Here is a 24,404-nt window from a genome sequence, read left to right on the forward strand (position 1 = left end):
CCTTGTGTTTACTTGATCACATAAGTATTGATGGAATGTGGTTGGGCAACGGTTTCGGCAGCCTTTCCATCAATCCAGAGGTAAAAAGGAGTATTCAGTTCTGACTGGTTCATTACCACTACTACAATAGAACCATCCTCGTTTACAAAGGAGGTGCTGAGCAACTGGGAGCGGCTGGGACTGCTGATAATCCTTTTGGCACCCGGGCGGATGAATTTGGAAAAGTGGCCGATATAATAGTAGGCATTGGTATAGATCAGCTCACCTTTTTTGGTATCGCCGTGCATAGGCGCAAAGCAGAAATTCTCTACGTGATTGGGACCGCCGTTTTCGTCGAGCAGAATATTCCAGTCGGTCCAGCCTACAGCGCCGTCATTAAAGTCCATGATCATATTGCGGCCATAGCGTTCGGCCCATTTCCATTCGTAATACCTGGAAGCTTCAAATTTTTCCTGGCAGCCTTCAGTAAACATGATGTTTTCATCGGGGAAGGCTTCGTGCACCATAGCAACGTTGTCAAAGGTATTGTCGCCGCCGCTCCAGCTTTCATACCAGTGAAATCCAATACCCCAGGCATACCTCGCCACTTCCGGATCGTTGAAATAAGTTTGGGCACGCTGGTAGATCAGGTCGCGGTTATGATCCCACATGATGATCTTCTTATCTTTCATACCGGATGCATGCATGGTTGGACCAAGATGTTTTTTCAGGAAATTCGCTTCTTCTTCCGCAGAGTAAATACAGCTTTCCCAACGTTGGGTGGCCATGGGTTCGTTCTGGATGGAAATACCCCATACCGGGATGCCCTCTGCTTCATAAGCCTGGATAAACTTCACATAAAACTTAGCCCAGGCATCATAAAATTCGGGGAGCAATTTTCCACCCTGAAGCACATTTTTATTGTCTTTCATAAAGGCCGGCGGGCTCCATGGGCTTGCGTACAAAGGAATCGTTCCACCGGCGGCGGTAATCGCCCTTTTGATCATGGGGATTCGATACTGTTTATCATGTTCCACAGAGAAGGATTTCAATTCCTTATCGCCCTCCTGCACATAGGAATAGCTGCCGCTGCTGAAATCGCAGCTCATGATATTGGTACGCAGCAAAGAATACCCGATCCCCTTTTCCTTATCAAAATAGGCTTTCAGTAATTCTTCCTGCTTATCGGCCGGAAGTTTGGCAAGGGTTTCAGCAGATGCGTCGGTGATGGCGCCACCGATACCCATAAAAGTCTGGTAGGTTCTTTTCGGATCCACGAATACACAGATCTGCGTTTCCTTAGGCTGGCCCATTTCAGAAAAGGTAAGGGTATCGGTAAGGGCTAAGCGAAAATCCGTCTTGTCAGCGGTGGTGTAGGTATACACCGATTTACCCGCGGGACTGAAAGCCGGTATGGCCGGGGTATCGGTTGAAACGGTGGAATCTGTTTTTTTATCGGTGGGTTGCTGGCATCCGGCGAATAGGGAGGCAGCAATCAGGATGGGTATATATTTCATGTTGGAAGTTTAAATCTTGATGTATGGGTCAGCGTTACCAGGTATAAGTGGCTACGGCACCGGCAGCAAGGGTTGTTACAGCATTCTTTCCCTTGTAACTGATAGTAAATTTTTCATTGGCAACACCGTCGTTCAAAACAATCAGCACTTTTTTACCATCTGGTGTCTGAAAAGCCACGCTGTGCAGGTTTCCTTTAATATCGCTGCCGATGCGAACTGATCCGGCTGTTACGAATTTGGATGCATGCGCAATAATATAATAGGCCACGTTCTTAACGACGCCGCCATCAACAATAGTGAGCGCGCCCTTACATTCAGTACAACCACCGGGAGTATGCGGATTGTAGTTTGCATCATTGGCAAGATTCCACTCAAGGGCAATCCTGCTCCAGTTCCGCATGGTTCCGATAATCACATTTTTTACATGCCATTTCAGGTCGCCATCAAAACTACCCTTGGCGCCAGTCCACTGTTCGGTGAAATAAATATTCCGGTCGGGGTGCGCATTATGAACAGTTGTCAGGGCATTTACTTCGCCCGCATACAAATGAAATGCGGAGCCATCAATGAATTGTTTTGCACCCGCATCATTCAACACAGTGATAGGATAATCAGGGCGGTCACAATTATGGTCGTACACAATTATTTTGGTGGTGATTCCTGCAGCCCTGAATGCCGGGCCGAGATGATTTTTTATAAAATCTCCCTGCTGTTCAGGAAGCATCAGCAAACTCGGATTATTTCCCGGATGAAGCGGTTCGTTTTGCGGAGTGATCGCATCGATAGTAATACCCTGTGCTTTCATTGCCTGGATATATTTTACGAAGTACTTCGAATAGGAAGCATAGTATTGGGGTAAGAGGCTGCCTCCAACAGATTTACCATTGTCTTTCATCCACACCGGGGGGCTCCAGGGAGAACCCATCAATTTGATATCCGGATTGATTGCCAGAATCATTTTCAGAACAGGAAGCAGGTGCACCGTATCCTTTGACAGGCTGAAATGACTGAGTGCAGTATCTGTTTGTCCCGGCTGTAAATCATTATAACTGAACACTTCCTCGCTCAGGTCAGATGCTGCAATGCTGAGCCTCAGGTAGCTAATCCCGATAGCGTCATCCTTCTTTCCAAAGAGTTCCTGGAGCAATGCGGTTTTTGCCGCCTGTGGCAACTGATTGATGAGCATGGCGCTGCCGCCAGTTAGTGTATAACCGAATCCATCCACCGTCTGGAACCTGGTGGCGCTGTCCACATTAATGACGGAGCCTTCGGAAGCGGTACCAAATGAAATATTGGGTTGTTTATACAACAATGCCGTTTTATCACCCCTTGTTATCCAGGAAGCAATTTCGGTAGCCGGCACTGTGGGATTGGTTCCGCCGGCATCCGGACTTGAATTTTTGGAGCAACCTGACTGACAGGATAAAATACTGCTGATGCCTATCAATACCGTGCTGATCTTTAACTTTTGGAGCATATTGGTCTAATTATTTTGCTTTAAAAAAATGAGTGAATCGTTATTACGGGCTATTACCAGCAACTCGCCACCGCCGGCCTTCCTGAGCCATTTAAAATCCCTGATTTCCCCTGAAACTAAAGGCAGGGCGGCCCCGCTAACTATTGTTGACTTATCAGATGCGAAGGAGAAGGTTGTTGGCACCATGGCATCGTATCGCCCTTCATAAGGTATTACATTATAAAAGTTTCCTCCGGCCATAAAACCAGTGCCTTTACCATCCCGGATGGAAGTGAAAGCCATCAATGGTGCTGTCTGCAGGGCATCCGGAAGATCGGTGCGGGTGAATCCTCCCTTGCCATCGTTGATAAACGCAGAGGAAGAAAGTGTTTCGGCTTTCAGTTCCAGGTATTCCCTGAACAGGTCATAGAAAATATAATCCACCGTCTTACCTGCTACTTCACCATACGTGAGATAAGCTTTTTTCAACACCGGAAGGGCCCTTTCCAGTTCATCCTTAGCCAGGAAAGGATACTCCTTTCCGTCGATATTATAAGCTAACACCTGTTCCACCGTACCGTTTTTATCGAAGTCCTTTACATATAACTTTAAAGGGCTCTTTTTGCCTGACCACAGTTTGGAGTTATGCCCCCAGTTACCGGCAAGGATATCCGTAAATCCGTCGCCATTCAGGTCTGCCGCATATACAGACTGCCAGAGCCCTGTTGACTGATCAAGGTCATGTGAAGTAAATTTGCCGGCTTTATTATGGAATACTTTTACCGGCATCCATTCGCCGTTTACCACCAGGTCTGGCTCACCATCCTTATTCAGATCAGCAAAGGATGCAGCAGTAACCATGCCTATGTTTTTGAGCTGAATGATCTCCTCTCCGGCGATGCTGAATTTGCCCTTGCCATCGTTTAGCAACAAATAGGAAGCCTGCGCCATACCGAACTGCCTGGCATCTGCCAATCCGCCAATGAACAGGTCGGTATCGCCGTCCTTATCAATATCGGCAGATGTAATGCAGGATTTATTAAAGCGAAGAGAAGGAATGGCTGCACTGTCTTCAAGGAAAACACCTTTGCCGCTGTTGCGATAAAAATGATCCGCCAGAAGTGGGTTTCCATTTTCAAATTCATTGCCTCCGCTCACGACATACAGGTCCTGGTCACCATCCTTATCGGCATCAAAAAAGAGCGCATCCACTCCTTCAGAATCCCTGGCGGTATGGAGGCCGTCACTTATCGTGGTGGTGAATTGACCGCTTGCTGACTGTACCAGTAAAGTACCGGTTTGTCCAATGGCCCCACAGGCATAGATGTCATCGAGCCCATCGCCATTCACATCAGCCACAGCCAGTTTGGGTCCGCGGGTGGATTGTCCATGTGGAATCAGGTACTGGACATTGTTATCGAAGAAGGGGTTCTCGATGTGTGTATAGCTGGCTGACAGGTTGACAACCTCAAATGGAGGTGTGGTCTGGTGAAAGAAATCCTTGTACAAAAAAGTTCCTTTTGCAGCGGATTGTTCCAGCAGGAGCGGTTTGCCGGATTGGATATTTTTCAGGACCTGGTAACGTTGGTCGGGCCATACCACCAGGAGACTGTCTGGCGCAGAGGCCGAATCCAATCCAAAGACAAGCCTGGTATCGCTTGCCGATTGGAAGCCCCTTGTAGGCATCGCCTGCTGGTACTGCATTTTCCCCTTTTGCCAGCTATATACTTTTGTTCCGACGCCGAATGCATTGGGTTTATCACCTTTGAGGGTAACCGTTAGTGAGTTTTTGCCCCCGGTATTGTTCCTTAATAAAAGGGCTTCTTCATTGATGGCATTCACCACCAGGTCGATATCCCCGTCGTTGTCAAAATCCGCATAAGCTGCGCCGTTATAATATCCCTTTCTGTCTCCGGTACCCCATTCCATGCTGACATCCGTGAAATGCATATGCCCATTGCCCCTGAACAGATATGGATGTCCGCTGCCATCGGGCATCGCTTTGATCACCTCCTCGTCATAGGCATTGGTATTATTGATGTTCTTTTTCCTCTCCATATCTGAAACAAACCGTATGTAATCCAGGTCAACCGGACGTTTTACAATTCCACTGGAAACAAAAAGATCTTTATTGCCATCGTTGTCGAAATCAGCCAGCAGCGGGCTCCAACTCCAGTCGGTTGCAGGCACTCCTGCCATCAGGGCGATATCGCTGAAACTGCTGCCATTGCCATTGTTGCGATGCAGGCTGTTACGCGAATACTGGTTCTGGTATCCGTTCATCTCCAGCTTCACTTTGTAGCTGTCGGGGTTCTCATCGCTTCCGTAGGTTTTAAGAATTTTTTCATCAGAGGGAAGCATGTCCACGGTCACCACATCAGGCTGTCCGTCGTTGTCGAAATCCGCTATATCATTGCCCATACTGAACCGGCTATAATGCCTGAAATGCGCGGCGCCGGATTCAGTAAAACTGCCGTTGCCATTGTTTACATAGTAGTAATCATTTTCATGGAAATCATTTCCAATGTAAATATCATCCCAGCCGTCATTGTTAAGGTCAGCCACAGCGATGCCAAGTCCGTAGCCCAGCTTGCTTTGGTAAATACCTGCAGCGGCGGAGATATCAGTAAATTTTTTTTCGCCTGTGTTGAGCTCATTCCGGTAAAAGCGGTCACCCGTGAGGGCATCCGGCACCCGCCTTCCGCTGGTGTCCTGTATATTGGCATGAGGTTGTTTGGATTGATTGAGCAGGTAGCAGTCCAGATCACCATCCCGGTCAAAATCAAAAAAGGCCGCCTGTGCGGAGAGGCCTGAAAAATCAAGGCCATAAGCTGCAGCGCTTTCGGTAAAGCTATTGTTGCCGTTATTGATAAACAGCTGGTTGGTTCCATTCAGGCCAAAAGATCTGGCGACAGCACAAACATAAATATCCAGAAAGCCATCACCATTCACATCGGCCATGGTAACACCCGAACTCCAGTCGGCGTTTCCCGCTACACCAGCCTGTTCGGTTATATCTTCAAATTCAAAGTCGCCCTTATTGAGGTAGAGTTTATTGTTGCCTTTTGTATTGGCGGTGAAATAAATATCAGCAAGGCCATCGTTGTTGATATCGCCTGTGGCCACACCGCCGCCGTTATAGAAATAGAGATAATAGAGAATGCTTAGTCCGGGTTTGTCTTCCAGTTTATTTACAAACTCAATATTGGTTTTGGAAGGGGAAAGTTTGCTGAACAATGTGTTGTTGTCATTGCACGACAGCAACAGGCTGCCGGCTGCAAGGGCTGCAGCAGTGTTAAGCAATCGTCTTAATAAGAGAATAACCATGTGCAAAATATTCGGGGCCGGTAAGTAAGAAGGGCTGATACAATTAAATTGATCAGCCCTTCTTCTGCTATAGCAGTGTAATTATTATAAAACCAGCTAATCAGGTTATTTCTTTCCGCTCACCAGCGCCTGAATATCGGCAACCGGCAAAGCGACAGCATACATCCTGAATTGGTCCAGTTCGCCTTTCCATGAAGAAGACAGCCAATCATCGGAATCGTAATTGGTTCCGGGACCAGCACCGATCCTCATTTCAGAAATCTTGGACTCATCGATATTGATTGGACCATGCGTTCCCCATTTCCTCACATTGGTGTTTGCCACACCATCGAGGTAAAGGGTCATTTCACTGGTGGTTTCACTGTAGGTCAGCGCCACATGATGCCATTTGTTATCCAGCATGCCGGGAATAGTGTTGCTGTTTTCCCAGGTAAACCAGTTGTCCGCATTGGTCTTATCAGCGATCATCACCTTAACCGCACAGGCTTCATTATTGCCCTCTATGATCACGAACAGATTAGCACCTGACCAGTGACCATTGCTTGATTTAAAGCTGATCGGGTATTCGGGTCCGTTACCTCCTTTATTGTTTTTTGTCTGGCCATCCCTCTTATACCAAAAAGCAATGGTAAAGCTTTTGGCTGTGCGTCCCCAATCGTTTGGTTTGGCATACTTGATGAATTTTTTACTTTCACCTTTCACAGCTTTTCCACTTACCCCATCTACGGAGGTCAATGGATTATCTGAGGCAAAATTGGCGCGGATACTATCCACTGCATTCATCAGGGGATTGGTTGTAGTACCGTCAAAAGCGGCGTAAAACTTCAGCGGACCACCGGGAGGGTTGGCATCAGCCGGGTATTCGCCTAAACCGGGGGTATCCATTTTCTGGCAAGATGCCATCGCCATTACGACACCCGCAACGGTGAAGGCCTTAATCGCCATTCCTGCATTTATGTTGAATTTCATTGTTTACTTTTTTGATGATGATTATGATTCACAATCAATAGTTGGGGTTCTGTTTGAGCACACCGCCGGCGAAGTCAATGGCAGATTGCGGAATCGGATAATACTGGTGCTTGGGCTGATAACCGGAGGATCCGAGTACTGACTCTGCGAGACCCCAGCGAACCAGGTCATAGAAACGATCGCCCTCAAGCGCCAGTTCCACCCTTCTTTCATGCTGGATGGCTGTCCTCAGCTGGTCTTTGCTCACATAAGCAACATCCGGAAGTACGGAAGCATTGTTACCACGGGCACGGGCACGCACCTTGTTGAGGTAGGTCAATGCTTTGGTAATATTCTCAGCGCCGCCAATTTCATTGGCAGCTTCTGCTGCCATCAGCAATACATCGGCATAACGAAGAATGGGTTGATTCAACCAGCCAGCCTGGCGGTTACCCGTTAAAATCTGCACGGTTGGTTCCGGATAAACTTTCTTATTCCAGTATTTGCGGGGAATGGTTGGGTAATCAGGAACTTTCTTGCCATACAGACCATCATCCTGGCCGGAAAAAAGAATGGAAGCATCTTTACGGGGATCACCTGCTTCATAAGCATCTACCAGCGCCTGTGTGGGTGTATTCCATCCCCAGCCAAGATCCCAGTCAGCTGTTCCCCTTACACCCTGGTGAACGGCATATGGAGCAGAGTAGTTATCCGTATTATTGGCACCGATTGATGCCTGGATTTCCCAGATGGATTCAATGCTGTTTTCACCCGCTGTGGTGAATAGTTTCTGGTAGCTTGACAGCAGATCATACTGCTTGGAATTGATCACCTGTTCAGCCAGCGACAAAGCTCCGGCCCAATTCTTCCGGTACAACTGGGTTTTGGCAGATAAGGCCAGTGCAGCGCCCTTTGTAAGACGGCCAATATACTGGCCCGGCCATTCTGCAGGCAGGTTAGCCCTGGCAAAATCCAGGTCAGAATCGATCAGTGTGTAGATATCGGCCACAGAGGATTTCGCAATCTTGGAATCGGAAGGATTATAGATGCGGAAATCGATCTTGGGTACTTCACCGAAAGCACGCACCAGGTCAAAATAGGCAAAGGCGCGGAACATTCTGGCTTCACCAATATTCACCAGTGAAGCGGGGTCAGTCAGTCCCAGTGAATCGGCCAGTTGCAATGCAGTGTTTGCCTGTCCGATCAACACATAGTGCTGATCCCAGTAAATAGTTGGTGCCCAGTGGTCCTTGGCATACTGGAACTGGTCGAAGATCACTCCCCAGTCGGCGCCGTCGGAAGGACTACTTCCCTTTTCGGAATCGTCGGAACGGAAGTTGTTCATGCCCAGCCAGGGAATGCCCCCAAATGCCTGTCCGGCCACATCACCATTACGTATAGCACCATACAAACCATATATCTGGCCTTCCACACCACCTTGTTGTAAATCATCCAAAGTTGCTGTGAGCGGTTTTCTGTCGAGGAATTTGGAACAACCTGCGAACATCATCAAGACTGGCAGGCCAATCAATACAGCCCTCAAAGCACGCTTAATTGTATTCATAGCTGTAAATATTTTTAATTAAAAAGTCAGGTTAATGCCACCGGTGATCACCATCGGAAGCGGACCATTACCATTGTCGATACCAAATGAAGTAGCAGAACCACCAAACTCAGGGGTATAGCCGGAGTTGTTCTTGAAGGTCTTCAGGTTCTGCACGTTGGCATAGATCCTGAGGTTCTTCAGGTAGGCCTTACGGATCAGGTCACTATTGAAATTATAACCGATCTGTACGTTTCTGATCCTGATATAACTGCCGTCTTCAATTCCATAAGTAGAAGGCAGGCGGTTGATGGTATGGCTATCGCCAAGGATCGGATCCCAGTTGGAAGTACCTTCACCATGCCAGCGGTTCAATTTGAAAGCCGGGTAGTTGAACTTTGTGAATGGCAATTCGGAACTACCCCAGTAGCGGTAGATTTCGTTACCATACACACCATTGATGTCCACGCCAAAATCAAAGCCCTTATAATTCAGTGATACGGTAGCACCATAGCTGAAATCAGGGGTTGGATTTCCTATCTTCTGGCGGTCTTCTGTATTGATTATACCATCTCCGTTCAGGTCTTTGTATTTGAAATCTCCAGGACCATATTCATAACCCTGTACAGCGGGAGAAGCCAGTTTGTCAGCATAAGACTGGTAAAGCCCTTCTACTACATACCCATAGAAATAACCGATGGGGAAACCTGCTTCGGTAACATTCGGACGCTCTTCACTTGGTGGAATGCGGTCATTACCCAGGAACAACACTTTATTGCTGTAGGTTGTGAAGTTACCGTTGATGGAGATGTTGAGATCCCTGGCAATCTTCTGGTTCCATCCGGCAGCCAGTTCAATACCACTGTTACGCACCTTACCCACGTTATCCAGGCGGTCACCTGCACCGGCGCCAACCTTGATCAGTGTCATTACATCGCGGGTTTTCTTGGAATAGTAGGCCGCTTCCACGCGAAGTTTGTTCTTGAATGCATAGAATTCGAAACCGAAGTCCATGGCATCCACCACTTCCCATGTCAGGTTCCTGTTGGGAACATAGGCCTGTGAATAGGCTGGGATGATATTGCTTCCGAAGACTGCAGTATTTCCTGTTTGCAGACCAGGATAGAATGGATAATCATAGCCATAGGTGTTCTGCACACCCAACAGCCCCCAGGAAGCTTTCAACTTCAGGAAGTCGAAGATGTTCTGGTTCATCATGAAGTTCTCCTTGGTCATTTCCCATGCCGCACCTACTGAATAGAAATTTTTCCAGCGGTTATCGGGAGAAATCTGGGAGGAACCGTCGCGACGGAAAGAAGCGTTCAGCATATACTTGCCCTGGAAATTATAGAGGGCGCGGAACAACATGGAGGCGGTTGCTTTCTCCCACTGGCCGGAAGAAGAACGGCGGGTGGTCTGGTCAACAAATCCGTTGTCGATATACCAGAAGCGCTTGTCATCGGGGATAGCATTACCCGGATCTTTCTGCCTTGCTGAAGCAAAGAGGCCGTTATAGGTGTTGAAATAGGTAGTGAAACCTCCGATGGCAGTAAGACCATGGTCACCAAAGGTTTTCTTGAAGGTCAGGATATGGTCCTGCTGGAATTTTTTCCAGCTCTGGGTGTTCTGGCTAACGGAAGTGATCCGGTTATTGGGATCAACAAAAACCTGCTCCCCGGCAGGCAGGGTTGGGTTAAAGATGGAGAGAATCGGATTGTATGTCCTTCCGTCCTGGTGAGATATATCAGCATACAAGGTAGTACGCCAGTTGAAGTTTTTCAGGAAGTTCAGGTCAAAATAAACACTACCTACGGAGCGGTATTCGATGCGGTTTTCCTTATTCCACTTACTCTCAAGGTTCATCAGCGGATTGGAGATCTGCGCAGACTGGATAGCCAGCTGGGAGTAATAACCACTGGCCTCATCAAAAGGATCTGTAATCGGGAGCACCCTGCGGGCATCAAACAACAGACCGTTGGCCTGGCTGAAAGGCAGTTTCTGGCGGATACCGTTAAAGGTAAAGCCGAGCTTGATATTCTTATTAACCTTGTATTCGTCACTGATGTTCAGCAGAATCTTCTCCAGCTTCTCATGCTTCACCACGCCTTCATCCACGATATAACCAAGGCCCATGTAGAACCTGTTCTTGTCGGTACTACCGGTAATGCTCAGGTTATTGTTATTGAAAGTGGCCGTGCGGGTCATAATATCCACCCAGTCGGTATTACCGGTCCAGGGGGCATAATTGAACAGATCACTTCCGGTAATACCCAGGTTCGCCTGCTCTTCATCGAACAGCATTTTAAAACCTGCGGCATCCACCATATCAATTTTATCTACCAGCTTCTTGGTACCGAAGCTGCTGTTGAAATTGATCAGCACCTGTCCGGCTTTGGCTTTCTTGGTGGTAACGGCAATAACACCGGATGCACCACGGATACCAAAGATGGCCAGTGAAGAAGGGTCCTTCAGGATCTCGATGGATTCGATATCATTCGGGTTCAGGTAATCGATGTTATCATTGAAGATACCATCTACCACATAAAGTGGTTTTACCGCACCGATACTAACGGTACCGCGAATACGAATATCCGGTTCGGCACCCGGGGTACCGGAGTTCACAATACTTAAACCGGCAACTTTTCCCTGGAGGGAAGCAACCGGGTTTGAGTTTGGCTTGTCGGAAATTTCCTTACCGGCAATTTTTGTAATAGTACCAGTCAGGTCGCGCTTGGCAGCCACACCATAACCGATCACCACCACTTCATCCTGCACTTTGGTTGATTCTTTCAGCACCACACTCAGGATGGTTTTACCGGCAACAGATACTTCCTGGTCTTCGTAACCGATGCTGGAAATTACCAGGGTGGCATTTTCCGGAACGGTGATGGCGAATTTACCATCGGCATCGGCAGAAGTTCCGCCGGAAGCTCCCTTTATCTTAACGGAAGCACCGGGCAGGGGTTCTCCTGCGGCATTGGTAATACGGCCTGTTACCTGCTGCTGCTGGAAGTCCACCCCGCGGAATTTGATCACCACGAGATAGTTGTCCAGCACTTCATAGGTCAGTGCCGAGTTTTCTAATAACCTGTCCAGTACGGTCAATACTTCCTCCTCTTTTACGTTCACTTCAACTTTTGCGTTTTCGGAGAACAGGGCCTGGTTGTATAAAAAACGGTAACTGGACTTCTTCTCAATTGTGGAAAGAGCTTTTTTAATGTTTACTCCTTCCAGTCTTAGGCTGACCTTGGTTTGGGAAAAGACACCTGCAGACACCTGCAGACCACAGACCAGCATAAAGAGGGCAGTCAATTTCATGATTCTGGCAAACTTTAGCAGGAATGGACGGCGCAACATAGCACCTCCATGTGAAGTTTTTTTCATATTTTGAGCAATTAGGGTTAAGAAACTGTTCATCAACTTTTGCACGGGTTGATAACTACCTGATTAATCCGGCGGGAAATGTTAGCGCATTTCCCGTTTTCATTAGGTGCTGTCGAGGGTCATAAGCAGTCGTTGTTGGTTTTAGTTTATTTTGAAATGATTACTTCGTTTTTGTCGATCCGGTAATTGAAATAACCGGTGATCCTCAGGGCTCTCAGGGCCTGCTGCAGGGTTTCTCCGTCAAAAGTGCCTGTCAGCCTCATCTGTTCTATTTCCGTTGCATTCTCTTCAAACCTGAACTGTACACCATACCATCTTTCCATTTTCCGGGCGAGTTCTCCAAAGGACTCATCCCTGAAAATCAGTTTGTTTTCCACCCAGGAAGTTTCGATCACCGTACTGTCCACCGGCTCGTAGCTGATCCGGTCCAGCACTACTTTCGGCACGGGCCGCTGGGCCATTACCGCTTTTTTGATCCGGGCCCCGATCCCTGCCTCTTCTACGGCCACCACCAGTTTTTCCTTGGGTTTCAGGATAATCTTTTCGTTGGGGCGGTTTTTAATACTTACTTCCACGCTGCCCCTGATGAGGCTGGTCTCTGTGGTTTTATCGGTGGGGTAGGATTTTACGTTGAAAGCTGTTCCCAGCACTTTGATGTCTACGTTTCTTGCATGGATCAGGAAAGGTTTTTCTACATTTTTCACCACGTCAAAATAAGCTTCACCCACAAGGGTCACTTCCCGGAGGGCGTTACCAAAATCTTTACCATAAGTAATCTTGCTGCCTGCGTTCAGCCAAACCTGGGTACCATCGGGCAGCATCAGTTTCGACCGGGATCCGTTGCGGGTGGACACTTCGCTGTTGACGGATGCCATGGTTTGGGTTGGTGGCGGAACGATTGCATCCTTTTTCACAAAGAAAAAAGTGGCACCGCCGATTACTGCGGTCAGCAGCAGGGTTACTAATGCTATCCGGCCTTTCCTGCGGGTTCCGGTGTCAGAATGGCCGGTTTCGGTCTGCGATGCGGTTGATTCTATCTGGATGCCCCTGTCTTTCATGCGGGCCAGGTGCCTGTCGAAAGCCCCCAGGGCGTCTTCGGTTTGATTGGATTGATGAAACCACAGGTCGGTGATGGTTTGCATCGGATAATGCATGTCCGGCTCTTTGCGCAACAGATCCTGCAATTCCTCCAACTCATGCACAGAGGCCTCGCCCGCCAACTTCTTCGCCAATAATTCCCACAGCCTGTCTTGAGTCATATAAAAAAGGTATAGACTCCATAAGACACATAAAATGTTAACACACCCCTAAAGAAGTTTAAAAAAAATTATTTTTTGCTGCTTCCGGAGGCGGAAACAGTCTTATTGATGTCGAAACGGACCACTTCCCCGATTCTTTTCAGCGCGATGGTCATCTGGGCTTCCACTGTTTTTACTGAGAGTTTGAGCAGTTCTGCCACTTCGCGGTACTTGAGTTCGTCTTCCTTTACCAGTTTAAAAATCAGTTTACAGCGGGAAGGCAGTTTTTGTACGGCATCGTGGATCATCCTTTTCATTTCGGCCGTAATCATCATTTTTTCGGGGTCGTAGTTCAGGCTTCCCATTTCCACAGGCAATTCGCTGAGGTCGGTCGTCAAAACCTTATTGTTACGGTCCAGGTAATTGAGGGACGCGTTGCGGGTGGAGGTGAAGAGGTATAATTTAAGGTTGCTGACATGTTCCAGGCGGTTGCGCTTTTCCCAGATGGTAATAAACACATCGGATACGATCTCTTCGGCCGATTGTCTTGATTTGATGAATCCGTTGGCAAACTGGAAGAGGGAGGGATAAAACGCTACATACAATTCCCTGTAGGCCGTCTGGTCATCGTAACGTGCTATACGTTCTTTCAGGAATTGTATTCTGGCTGGAGCAATCATGTGCGCTGAGATCCGGGTTCAAACAACAATTGAAGCTAAAAGTACGATAATGGACTTTAGTGTGATTATTTTTTTAAGGATGCGCAGGTTAGCGTTGCTTTTTATATTTTTGCGATCCCCCGGCCTCCAGGCCGGTTTCCCCGAATGTGGGAGGGCCCTTAGCTCAGTCGGTTAGAGCATCTGACTCATAATCAGAGGGTCGCTGGTTCGAGCCCGGCAGGGCCCACTTGAAAATCAGCCACTTACAGTTATTTTGCTGTGAGTGGCTTTTTCATTTGCACCAGAATTCAGATCATTTCAATATACCTCAATTTAATATACTTAGTATAAACCCAAGGTTGTGTGAAAAAACAGGACTTTGAATTTTACCTAAATTTATCGTAGCTTCTGGCCGCCTAAAAAACTATTATCATGGCAACCTATACCATCCAGGTAAATGGAAAAACCCACTCTGTAGAGGCAATGGAAGACATGCCGTTGCTTTGGGTACTAAGAGATCTCCTGAACCTTCCCGGTACCAAATTCGGCTGCGGCAAAGCCCTCTGCGGCGCCTGCACTGTTCATGTAAATGGAAACCCGGTTCGCTCCTGTAGTTATCCAATATCAGCAGTTGGAACCGGATCAGTTACCACCATAGAAGGATTGTCGGAAGAAGGCAATCATCCTGTTCAGCAGGCCTGGGAAAAACTGGTAGTGCCGCAATGCGGTTATTGTCAAACCGGGCAAATCATGACCGCTGTTGCGCTGCTGAAACAAAAGCCCAATCCAACCGATCAGGAGATTGATCAGGCCATGCAGGGAAACCTTTGCAGATGTGGAACCTACAACCGCATCAAAGCTGCCATCCAGTTGGCTGCCTCCGGAAAACCAGTTCTTCCTTAATTCAAATCTCCCGATCATGAAAAAGACCGCTCCTTTCTATACAAATAATATTGAGCAGGTAGAATCAGCCATCTTCAACGCCTCCCGCAGGGATTTTTTAAAACTGGGAAGTATTCTTTCCGGTGGATTAATACTTGGGGTCAGTTTCTGGTCCTGCGATTCAAGCGGAAAGAAAACAGGTACCCTCTCTACCACTGCCTACCTAAGCATCAGTGATACCGGTGAAGTAACGATTGTGGCGCATCGCTCTGAAATGGGACAGGGAATTCGAACTTCTCTCCCACTGGTGGTGGCCGATGAACTGGGAGCCGACTGGAGCAAAGTGAAAATCATCCAGGCAGAAGGGGATGAAAAAAAATACGGCAATCAGAATACCGATGGCTCCTTTTCCATCCGGATGTTTTATAAACCCATGCGGGAAGCCGGCGCTATTGCAAAGGCGATGTTGTTACAGGCAGCGGCCAAAGCATGGGGACTACCAATTGAAGAACTTGATACCGAAAATGGACAGGTCATCCACAAAGGCTCCGATAAGAAAGCCGGATTTGGAGAATTTGCCGGAGCTGCTGCAAGCCTGACTATACCCAAAGCAGAAACCGTTAAACTCAAAGAAGACAATCAATTCACCTTAATTGGAAAGGGCACGCCCATCATTGACCTGCATGATATCGTAACCGGTAAAGCTGGTTTCGGCAGTGATGCCCGACTGGAAGGCATGAAGATCGCGGTGATCAAACATTGTCCTGTTACAGGGGGCACTGTGAAATCCGTCAACGACACCAAAGCAAAAGCGATTCCCGGTGTGCTACAAGTAATCACGATCAAAGGAGCCGGTCTGCCTGCTACACTATCCAAGCCCATTAGTGGCGTGGCAGTTATTGCAGAGAATACCTGGGCTGCGATCAAAGGAAGAGATGCACTGGAAGTGGAATGGGATCTCGGTCCTAATGCCACCTATAATTCTGATGAACAGATTGAGGCGTTAAAAAAGGAAATAACCAAAGAAGGAACCCTGCGCAGAAACCGGGGCGATTTCAATGCCGCCAGGGCAGGCGCCAAAAAAGTAATTGAACATACTTATGTAGCACCTTACCTTGCCCATGCGACCCTGGAACCACCCTGTGCATTGGCAGTAGTGAAGGATGGCACCTGTGAAATCTGGGCACCCACCCAAAACCCACAGGGAGCAAGAGATGCCGTGGCAAATTATATCGGATTAGGTGCAGATAAAGTGAAAGTCAATATCACCTTGTTGGGTGGTGCATTCGGTCGCAAGTCCAAACCGGATTTTATTCTTGAAGCAGCCTGGCTGGCGAAGGAATCGGGCTATCCTGTCAAAGTGCAGTGGACCAGGGAAGATGATATCCAGCACGATTATTATCACGCGATGAGTGTGCAGCACCTGGTGGCTACCATTGATGCCAACAACCAGTTAAGCGGATGGAATCATCATATTGCCAACCCCTCTATTGGCGCAACAGAAAATGCTGCCGCATTGCAACCCGATGATGGAGAACTGATGCTGGGCGCAAGTGATTATCCCTACAATGTACCTGCGATAAAAATTGAAACACATGATGCCAAGGCACATCTGCGGATTGGCTGGCTGCGTTCGGTTCGCAATATTCCACAGGCATTCGCGATTTGCACCATGATGGATGAAGTAGCTGAAGCAAGAGGAAAAGATCCGATTGAACAGGCGCTCGAATTATTGGGAGATGATCGCAATATAACGTTCGCAGAAGAGATGGTGAATGGAGGCAGCTATCCCAACTATGGAGAGGACATCACAAATTACCCCTGGAATACAGGACGGATGAAAGCAGTGATTGAAAGAGTACGAAAAGAATCCGGCTGGGGAAAAAAGTTGCCGAAAGGACAAGGAATGGGCTTTGCAGCACACAAAAGTTTTCTTACATATGTAGCCTGTGTGGTGGAAGTGCAGGTGGATGCCGCCAGGAAAATCACCATCAACAAGGTACATTACGCAGTAGATTGCGGTTTGGCTGTAAATACCGATCGGGTTAAATCCCAGTTTGAAGGCGGTGCGCAGTTCTCGGCGAGCCTTGCTTTGAAGAGTGCCATCACAGTAAAAAATGGCATTGTTGAGCAAACCAATTTTGATGGGTATCAGTTGATCCGAATGCCAGAATCCCCGAAAGAGATTTATGTGCATATCATGGAAAGAAATGATAAACCAACCGGTGTGGGAGAGCCTCCTGTTCCACCGTTTACTCCGGCTTTGGCGAATGCAATTTATGCGGCGACGGGGAAGAGGGTGTATGAGCTTCCAATCAGGATTTGAGACCTGAGAATATCAAAACCAGCTTAGTTTTTCCAGATAAGGGCTGGCATGGGCGTATAACCAGAGGGTTGCTGGTTCGAGCCACGCAGGGTTCACCTGGTAAGAACTCCCTTCTGTAGCTATTACCACAGATTTGCTGGCAAACCATGTGGATATTTTAACCCATATCCTTTAAATTCACAGGATATGAGAACCTCCAGATTTACCCTAGCTTTTACCACTGCCCTTCTTTTTGCCCTCAGCCAAAGCTTTGCACAAACTGATACCATCGCCAAACCGGCCATTACCTGTCCGGGTCGCCAACTTCCCTATCCCCGGCAGGAACCCGATTACAACAATAAGGACCGGCGCGACCTGGCAGCCTTCACTTCCGCCCTGGCAAAGATCCAGCCCCGCCTGCAGGAACTGGAAGGACTGGTAAAAGGAAAATCTGTAACTGCAATACAATCAGCACTGCAGGATGGTAAGCTCAGTTCTGTTGAACTGGTGTTGTATTACCTTGACAGGATCAGGCGCTATGATATCGGGTTGCTGAACAGTGTGCTGGAAATAAACCCCGACCTCCTGAAAATCGCCAGGGCAAAGGATAAGCAAAGACGCAGGAAGAAGTCAGCCGGACCGCTTCACGGTATACCGGTTCTGCTGAAAGATAATATTGCCACGGCAGATAAGCTGCACAGCTCCGCGGGCACCTGGGCCCTGCAAAGCTGGAAACCATCGGAGGACGCCTTCCTGGTAGCACAACTAAGGAAGTCCGGAGCCATCATCATGGGCAAGGCCAATATGTCAGAATGGGCCAATTACATGGACCCCTGTATGCCCAGCGGATTCAGCGTAAGGGGAGGGCAAACCCGCAATCCCTACGGCCCCTTTGACACCTGGGGCTCCAGCAGCGGCTCGGCGGTTGCCGTGGCTGCCGACCTGGTCACCATCAGTGTGGGATCAGAAACCCAGGGATCTATTATCATGCCGGCCAGGATCAACTCGGTGGTGGGACTGAAACCCAGTATGGGACTGCTCAGCAGGAGTGGCATCATCCCCCTGCTGGAATACCAGGACGTACCCGGGCCATTTGGGAAAACCGTAGCCGATGTAGCGGCTTTGCTCAGCGGTATGACAGGTACAGATCCCAGGGACACCGCCACTGCTGCCGGGAAATCCGCTCACGCGCTTGACTATACGAAATACCTGGATTCTGCAGCCTGGAAAAATATCCGCATCGGTGTTCCGTTACTGGAAGAAGCAGATATAGCCGCACTGCTGGCCAATTACCAGGGATCCACTCCAAACAAAGCCGGTTTTCAAAATAACCTGGAGACCAACCGGAAAATCCAGTTAAAAGCCATAGAGGCTTTCCGTGCGGCCGGCATGGAAGTGGTGATGGTTCCCAATAAAGAGATACCCGCCCGCCTCACCGATATCGGCCAGGCCTTACAATTCGGCTTTAAACAGGACCTGAACCAATTCCTAAGCAGCCTGGGCACAAGAGCCCCCTTCCCATCCCTGGAAGCCATCATCGCACATAATAAGGAGGACCTGAAAAACAGAGCGCCGTTTGGCCAGGGGTTGCTGGAAGGATCCCAGCATACGAAGCTCACCAAAGAGGCTTTCGAAGAGATGAAGAAAAGGAATATAGAAAAAGGACGCAACGGAATCGACTCCCTCCTGAGCCGCTATAATATAGATGTATTGGTATCAGATGTAAACCAGACCTATGCACCGGCAGGCTATCCGGCCCTGACCATTCCCGCAGGCTACAGTGAGCGGGGTGAACCCCAGGCCATCATCCTGGTGGGCACAAGGTTTTCCGAACCGGCCCTGATCGCCGCAGGGGCAGCATTTGAAGAAAAGACAAAGGCATGGAAAGCTCCTGACCTGGAGAGGACGCTGGCTGAGATCCGGAAAATCAGCGCAACACCGTTCAACAGCCGGAAATGAGGCTTGAACGGAACCCGGATACAAAAAGCCCTCCTGGGAACAGGAGGGCGTCAGACGTACCAGTAATATATTTCCGGTGAGCAGTTTTTTTCCAACCCGCCGGAAGCGGAAAGATAGATAGCGCCTGCCCTTGTTGCAAATTAGGAAGGGGGACAAAAAACGGACAATTGACTTACTACGGCTATCCGTTACCGGACAGATACCGGACAGATGACTGATAGCGGACAAAGTATTAACTTAAGGATCAGAATCAATCTTTTCAAGCCAAAATCAGCTCTTATGTCATCCCGCCGTGATTTCCTGACAAAATTATCTGCCCCCTTCCTGGCCATGCCCATGCTTTCTGAGTTGACCCCTAAGATGTCTGACATCCCTGCCAGGGAGTTGCAGCCATTGTCCGAATTCTCCACCGGGAAGATGTCAGACACCTATTTGCGGGTGGCCATCATGGGACTCGGCAGTTATGCCAGCCGGGTGGCCGAAGCCATGCAGTCCTGCAAAAAGGCAAAGATCACCGGGCTCATCAGCGGCACCCCCTCCAAACTCAAAACCTGGCAGGCCAAATACAATGTGCCCGACAGGAACTGCTACAACTATGAGAATTTCGACGCCATTAAAAACAACCCCGATATCGATGCGGTCTATATTATTACCCCCAATGCCCTGCACCATCCCCAAACCCTGCGGGTGGCGGCAGCCGGCAAACATGTGATCTGTGAAAAGCCGATGGCCATCAACGCAAAAGAGGCCCTGGAAATGGTGGATGCCTGCAAAAAGGCGGGCGTTAAACTGCTGGTCGGCTATCGCATGCACTTTGAAGCGAACACCCTCGATATCATCCGGATGAGAAAGGAAGGCGCATTCGGCAAACCCCTGTTTTTCCAGGGACTATCAGGCTTTATCATCGGCAACCCCAACCAGTGGCGCATGAATCCGGCCCTCTCCGGGGGCGGCGCCATGATGGACATCGGCATATATTCGGTGAATGGAGCCCGCTATATGCTGGGCGAAGAACCCCTCTGGGTCACAGCCCAGGAAACCAAAACCGATCCCCAAAAGTTTAAACCGGGTATTGACGAGACCATCCAGTTCCAGTTTGGATTTCCCAGTGGCGCCGTAGCCTCCTGCCTCTCGACCTATGCCATGAATTACCTCGACCGGTTTTTCCTCAACGGCGACAAGGGCTTTGCGGAGATGATGCCCTCCACGGGTTATGGCCCCATCAAAGGCCGCACCCACCGGGGAGAACTATCCCACCCGCATATCACCCACCAGACCACCCAGATGGATGAAATGGCCGGCATCATCCTGGAAGGGAGGAAGCCTGTGGTACCGGTAGATGGGGAAGAGGGGCTGAAGGACATGGTGCTCATCGATGCCATTTACGAGGCGGTGAAAACAGGCCGGAAAATCAACCTGACTTTACCCCGTATTTTACCCGTTTAAAATCTGCCCACCGGTTGATGGAAGTCATGGAATAGGCTTCCGATTCTATCTAGCTTTCACCTTCAAATCAGAAAGCTATGCAATCAACTGCTGCACCCCTTCCGGTTACGGAACAGCTTAATAAGAAAAAGGGACTCGCCATCATGGATGGCAATGAGGCCGCCGCTTATATTGCCTACAAGACCAATGAGGTCTGTGCCATTTACCCCATCACGCCCTCTTCCACCATGGGTGAGTGGGCCGACGAATGGAGCGCAAAGGACATGAAAAACATTTACGGCCAGGTGCCCAAAGTTGTGGAAATGCAGAGTGAAGCCGGCGCCGCGGGTGCCGTTCACGGAGCTTTGCAGGGCGGAACCCTCGCCACCACTTTCACCGCCTCCCAGGGTTTATTGCTCATGATCCCGAATATGTACAAGATCGCGGGAGAACTGACCCCTGCCGTATTCCATATTGCCGCCCGTACGGTGGCCACCCACGCCCTGTCCATATTTGGTGACCACAGTGATGTGATGGCCGTTCGATCCGTTGGCTTTGCCATGCTGTTTGGCAATACCCCGCAGGAAGTGATGGACATGGCCCTGCTGGCACAATCAGCCACCCTGAACGCCCGGGTGCCCTTCATGAATATTTTTGATGGTTTCCGCACCTCCCATGAACTGGGCGAACTGGAGATCATTCCCGACGACAGCATCCAGGCCATGATCGATATCGATGCAGTGAATGCCCACCGCCAGCGTGCCCTCTCTCCCGATAACCCGTTCATCCGCGGCACCGCCCAGAACCCCGATGTCTATTTCCAGAACCGCGAGGCTGCGAATACCTATCACGACCAGGTTCCGGCCATCGTGAAAGAAAAGATGGACCTCCTGTTCGCGCTTACGGGTCGCCGTTATCACCTCTTTGAATACTATGGACATGAAGCCGCCGAGAAACTGATCATCATCATGGGATCCGGTGCCGGCACCGTTAAGGAAACGGTTGACTACCTGAATAAGCAGGGAGAAAAAACCGGTGTACTGGTTATAAGACTGTTCAGGCCCTTCTCCATTGCCGACTTTATGGATGCCATCCCGCGCAGCGTAAAACAAATCGCCGTGCTGGACCGCAGCAAGGAACCTAACGGTATCGGAGAACCGCTGTACATGGATGTGGTGAACGCACTGAACGCAACCGAATCAGCATTCCATCCCCGGGTGATTGGCGGCCGTTACGGACTGTCCTCCAAGGAGTTCACTCCCGCCATGGTGCTGTCCATTTTTAAAGAGCTGGAAAAAACCGAACCCAAGAAGCATTTCACCGTGGGTATTGAAGACGATGTCACCCACCTGAGCCTCGACTACGATCCGCATTTTTCGCTGGACAGCCAACACCTGTTCCGCGGACTGTTTTTCGGACTGGGTGCCGACGGTACCGTGAGTGCCAACAAGAACTCCATCAAGATCATCGGTACAAAAACAGACAACTATATACAGGGCTATTTCGTGTATGACTCCAAGAAATCTGGCTCACTAACGGTATCGCACCTGCGCTTTGGCAAGAACCCGATACAATCAACCTACCTGATCAATTCAGCCAACTTCATTGCCTGTCACCATTTCAATTACCTGACCCGCTACGACGTGCTGAAAGATGCCGAGAAAGGAGCTACTTTCCTTCTGAACGCGCCCTATTCAAAGGATGAACTCTGGGAGAAACTACCCCGCAAGATCCAGGAAGAAATCGTTCACAAGGAACTGAAATTATACGCCATCAACGCACACGCGGTGGCGAAGGAAGCCGGAATGGGTTCCCGCATCAACACGGTGCTGCAAACCTGTTTCTTTGCCATCAGCAACATACTGCCACGTGAAGAAGCCATCGCCAAGATCAAGGAAGCCATTTATGAAACCTACTGGAAAAAGGGCGAAGCAGTGGTGCAAAAGAATTACGACGCGGTGGATATGACCCTGCAGAACCTGTATGAAATTGACTATTCGCATTTCGCTCTCGGGAACGTACCGCTGGAGGGCCTGCTGCCCGACCAGGCGCCTGATTTCGTGAAGGATGTACTGGGAAAGATCATTGCCGGCAATGGTGATGAACTGCCGGTCAGCGCCTTCCCTGTGGATGGCACTTTCCCATCCGGCACCACCCAGTGGGAAAAACGGAATATTGCCGAAGCCGTTCCTGTCTGGGACACTTCCCTATGTACACAGTGCAACAAGTGTGTGATGATCTGTCCGCACGCTGCCATCCGCGCCAAAATTTACGACAAGGATCTGCTGCAATCAGCACCATCCGCTTTCAAGCACATGGACCCCATCGGAAAGGAATGGGACAAAGCTACCGAAGCCTATACCCTGCAGGTTTCTACGGAAGACTGTACCGGTTGTAATCTTTGTGTATCTGTTTGTCCGGTTAGCAGCAAGACCGACCCGGAACATAAGGCGGTAAACCTCTACGACAAGCATAATATCCAGGAAGCGGAAAAAGAAAACTGGGAATATTTCCTCAGTATTCCAGAACTGCCCCGCGAAAGGGTGAACCGGAATACGGTAAAGGGATCCCAGTTCTTCCAGCCATTGTTTGAGTTTTCCGGTGCCTGTGCAGGTTGCGGTGAAACACCCTACCTGAAATTGTTGACCCAGTTGTTCGGCGAAAGGATGATCGTTGCCAACGCAACAGGATGTTCTTCCATTTTTGGCGGCAACCTGCCTACCACACCCTGGACAAAAACAAAAGAAGGACGCGGACCTGCATGGGCCAACTCACTGTTCGAAGACAACGCTGAATTCGGACTCGGTATCAAACTGGCCAACGACCGCAAACGCGACAACGCGGTATCACTGCTGCACCAGATGAGGGCCGAACTGGGTGATGACCTGGTGGAGGGACTGGTCAACGCGCCGGAGGTAACAGAAGCCGAGATCAAGGAGAAATTGCAGATGATCAAAGACCTGAAAGATATCCTCAACAACAAGAACAGCTTCGCTTCCAAAAACCTTTACCACCTGGCCGATTTTCTTTCCCAGAAATCCATGTGGATCATTGGTGGCGATGGTTGGGCTTATGATATCGGTTATGGTGGACTGGACCATGTGCTGTCAACCGGCGAAAACGTAAACATCCTCGTGATGGATACGGAAGTGTATTCTAATACCGGCGGACAGAAATCGAAGTCAACCCCTATTGGCGCCAGCGCAAAATTTGCGGTGAACGGTAAAATGACCGGCAAGAAAGACCTTGCCCTTCAGGCCATAGCACACGGTACAGCCTATGTGGCACAAATAGCCATGGGCGCCAACGATACGCATACCATCCGAACCATTCTTGAAGCGGAAGCCTTCCCCGGCCCGTCACTGATCATTGCCTATGCGCATTGTATTGCACATGGCATCGACATGGGACACGGAGCAGACGAACAGGAATTTGCAGTGAAGTCTGGCTACTGGCCTCTCTTCCACTACAATCCTTCCAAGCCAAGGGGACAAAGGTTTGTGCTGGATTCAAAAGATCCTTCCCTGCCGCTGTCTGAATTCATGTACCACGAGAACCGCTTCCAGGTGATCCGCGCGAAGGATCCTGTTGTAGCGGAAGCCTTCCTGGTCCAGGCAGAAGAGGCCAAGAAAGAAAAGTGGGACAGGTTGCATACCCTGACTGCGCTCTAACGGAGTGGGTCATACGCAAAGCACTTGTTCAAATGCAAAGCGGCTACCTTCACAAGGCAGCCGCTTTTTTATAGAGAGGGGTTAATCGCGGTTCAGTTAGTCCGGCTCCTG

The 24,404-nt window shown here is 49.3% G+C and carries 13 protein-coding genes and 1 tRNA gene; 6 read left to right on the forward strand and 8 right to left on the reverse strand.

The annotated features are described in order from the left end of the window. Positions 1-8: 8 nt before the first annotated feature. The 8 genes from BC349_RS09790 to BC349_RS09825 form a co-directional block, all read right to left on the reverse strand. On the reverse strand, positions 9-1,496 hold the full coding sequence (locus BC349_RS09790) for a glycoside hydrolase family 30 protein (protein WP_187256549.1): 1,488 nt from the start codon (positions 1,494-1,496) through the stop codon (positions 9-11). 34 nt (positions 1,497-1,530) lie between these two features. Continuing rightward, positions 1,531-2,973 (reverse strand): glycoside hydrolase family 30 protein, encoded by a 1,443-nt coding sequence (locus tag BC349_RS09795; protein ID WP_187256550.1) that lies wholly within the window; start codon positions 2,971-2,973, stop codon positions 1,531-1,533. A 6-nt stretch (positions 2,974-2,979) separates the two neighbouring features. Continuing rightward, a complete protein-coding gene (locus BC349_RS09800; RefSeq protein WP_187256551.1) occupies positions 2,980-6,279 on the reverse strand; it encodes a VCBS repeat-containing protein in 3,300 nt (1,099 codons plus the stop codon). 105 nt (positions 6,280-6,384) lie between these two features. Beyond that, positions 6,385-7,248 carry a LamG domain-containing protein gene (locus BC349_RS09805; protein ID WP_187256552.1) on the reverse strand — a complete coding sequence of 288 codons (864 nt, stop codon included), beginning with the start codon at positions 7,246-7,248 and terminating at the stop codon, positions 6,385-6,387. Positions 7,249-7,282: 34 nt separating this feature from the next. Next, positions 7,283-8,791 carry a RagB/SusD family nutrient uptake outer membrane protein gene (locus BC349_RS09810; protein WP_187256553.1) on the reverse strand — a complete coding sequence of 503 codons (1,509 nt, stop codon included), beginning with the start codon at positions 8,789-8,791 and terminating at the stop codon, positions 7,283-7,285. Positions 8,792-8,809: 18 nt separating this feature from the next. Beyond that, positions 8,810-12,154, reverse strand: a complete 3,345-nt coding sequence (locus tag BC349_RS09815) for a SusC/RagA family TonB-linked outer membrane protein (RefSeq protein WP_187256554.1) — start codon at positions 12,152-12,154, stop codon at positions 8,810-8,812. Positions 12,155-12,300: 146 nt separating this feature from the next. Beyond that, positions 12,301-13,413 (reverse strand): FecR family protein, encoded by a 1,113-nt coding sequence (locus BC349_RS09820; RefSeq protein ID WP_187256555.1) that lies wholly within the window; start codon positions 13,411-13,413, stop codon positions 12,301-12,303. Between the two features lie 68 nt (positions 13,414-13,481). After that, complete coding sequence (locus BC349_RS09825) at positions 13,482-14,072, reverse strand: RNA polymerase sigma-70 factor (RefSeq protein ID WP_187256556.1); 591 nt, start codon at positions 14,070-14,072, stop codon at positions 13,482-13,484. 152 nt (positions 14,073-14,224) lie between these two features. Between BC349_RS09825 and BC349_RS09830 the strand changes: the two genes are divergently transcribed. The 6 genes from BC349_RS09830 (at position 14,225) to nifJ (ending at position 24,293) form a co-directional block, all read left to right on the forward strand. Beyond that, positions 14,225-14,298 (forward strand) — tRNA-Ile (locus BC349_RS09830). A 185-nt stretch (positions 14,299-14,483) separates the two neighbouring features. Further along, positions 14,484-14,954, forward strand: coding sequence for a (2Fe-2S)-binding protein (locus tag BC349_RS09835; RefSeq protein WP_187256557.1), 471 nt, complete (start codon positions 14,484-14,486; stop codon positions 14,952-14,954). A 16-nt stretch (positions 14,955-14,970) separates the two neighbouring features. Then, positions 14,971-17,259: a xanthine dehydrogenase family protein molybdopterin-binding subunit gene (locus BC349_RS09840; protein WP_187256558.1), complete on the forward strand. Its 2,289-nt coding sequence runs from the start codon at positions 14,971-14,973 to the stop codon at positions 17,257-17,259. A 186-nt stretch (positions 17,260-17,445) separates the two neighbouring features. Further along, a complete protein-coding gene (locus BC349_RS09845) occupies positions 17,446-19,197 on the forward strand; it encodes an amidase family protein (protein ID WP_187256559.1) in 1,752 nt (583 codons plus the stop codon). 279 nt (positions 19,198-19,476) lie between these two features. Beyond that, complete coding sequence (locus BC349_RS09850; protein WP_187256560.1) at positions 19,477-20,643, forward strand: Gfo/Idh/MocA family protein; 1,167 nt, start codon at positions 19,477-19,479, stop codon at positions 20,641-20,643. A 77-nt stretch (positions 20,644-20,720) separates the two neighbouring features. Then, positions 20,721-24,293 carry a pyruvate:ferredoxin (flavodoxin) oxidoreductase gene (gene nifJ, locus BC349_RS09855; protein WP_187256561.1) on the forward strand — a complete coding sequence of 1,191 codons (3,573 nt, stop codon included), beginning with the start codon at positions 20,721-20,723 and terminating at the stop codon, positions 24,291-24,293. Positions 24,294-24,404 lie beyond the last annotated feature (111 nt).

This window comes from Flavihumibacter stibioxidans, assembly GCF_014332695.1.
In the GTDB taxonomy this organism is placed as follows: domain Bacteria; phylum Bacteroidota; class Bacteroidia; order Chitinophagales; family Chitinophagaceae; genus Flavihumibacter; species Flavihumibacter stibioxidans.

Excerpts from the sequence above, each read along its gene's own strand:
- nifJ (WP_187256561.1), top strand. The coding sequence starts at position 20,721 with ATGCAATCAACTGCTGCACCCCTTCCGGTTACGGAACAGCTTAATAAG.
- BC349_RS09820 (WP_187256555.1), bottom strand. The coding sequence starts at position 13,413 with ATGACTCAAGACAGGCTGTGGGAATTATTGGCGAAGAAGTTGGCGGGC.
- BC349_RS09800 (WP_187256551.1), bottom strand. The coding sequence starts at position 6,279 with ATGGTTATTCTCTTATTAAGACGATTGCTTAACACTGCTGCAGCCCTT.
- BC349_RS09850 (WP_187256560.1), top strand. The coding sequence starts at position 19,477 with ATGTCATCCCGCCGTGATTTCCTGACAAAATTATCTGCCCCCTTCCTG.
- BC349_RS09835 (WP_187256557.1), top strand. The coding sequence starts at position 14,484 with ATGGCAACCTATACCATCCAGGTAAATGGAAAAACCCACTCTGTAGAG.
- BC349_RS09825 (WP_187256556.1), bottom strand. The coding sequence starts at position 14,072 with ATGATTGCTCCAGCCAGAATACAATTCCTGAAAGAACGTATAGCACGT.
- BC349_RS09790 (WP_187256549.1), bottom strand. The coding sequence starts at position 1,496 with ATGAAATATATACCCATCCTGATTGCTGCCTCCCTATTCGCCGGATGC.
- BC349_RS09795 (WP_187256550.1), bottom strand. The coding sequence starts at position 2,973 with ATGCTCCAAAAGTTAAAGATCAGCACGGTATTGATAGGCATCAGCAGT.
- BC349_RS09840 (WP_187256558.1), top strand. The coding sequence starts at position 14,971 with ATGAAAAAGACCGCTCCTTTCTATACAAATAATATTGAGCAGGTAGAA.
- BC349_RS09810 (WP_187256553.1), bottom strand. The coding sequence starts at position 8,791 with ATGAATACAATTAAGCGTGCTTTGAGGGCTGTATTGATTGGCCTGCCA.
- BC349_RS09805 (WP_187256552.1), bottom strand. The coding sequence starts at position 7,248 with ATGAAATTCAACATAAATGCAGGAATGGCGATTAAGGCCTTCACCGTT.
- BC349_RS09845 (WP_187256559.1), top strand. The coding sequence starts at position 17,446 with ATGAGAACCTCCAGATTTACCCTAGCTTTTACCACTGCCCTTCTTTTT.
- BC349_RS09815 (WP_187256554.1), bottom strand. The coding sequence starts at position 12,154 with ATGAAAAAAACTTCACATGGAGGTGCTATGTTGCGCCGTCCATTCCTG.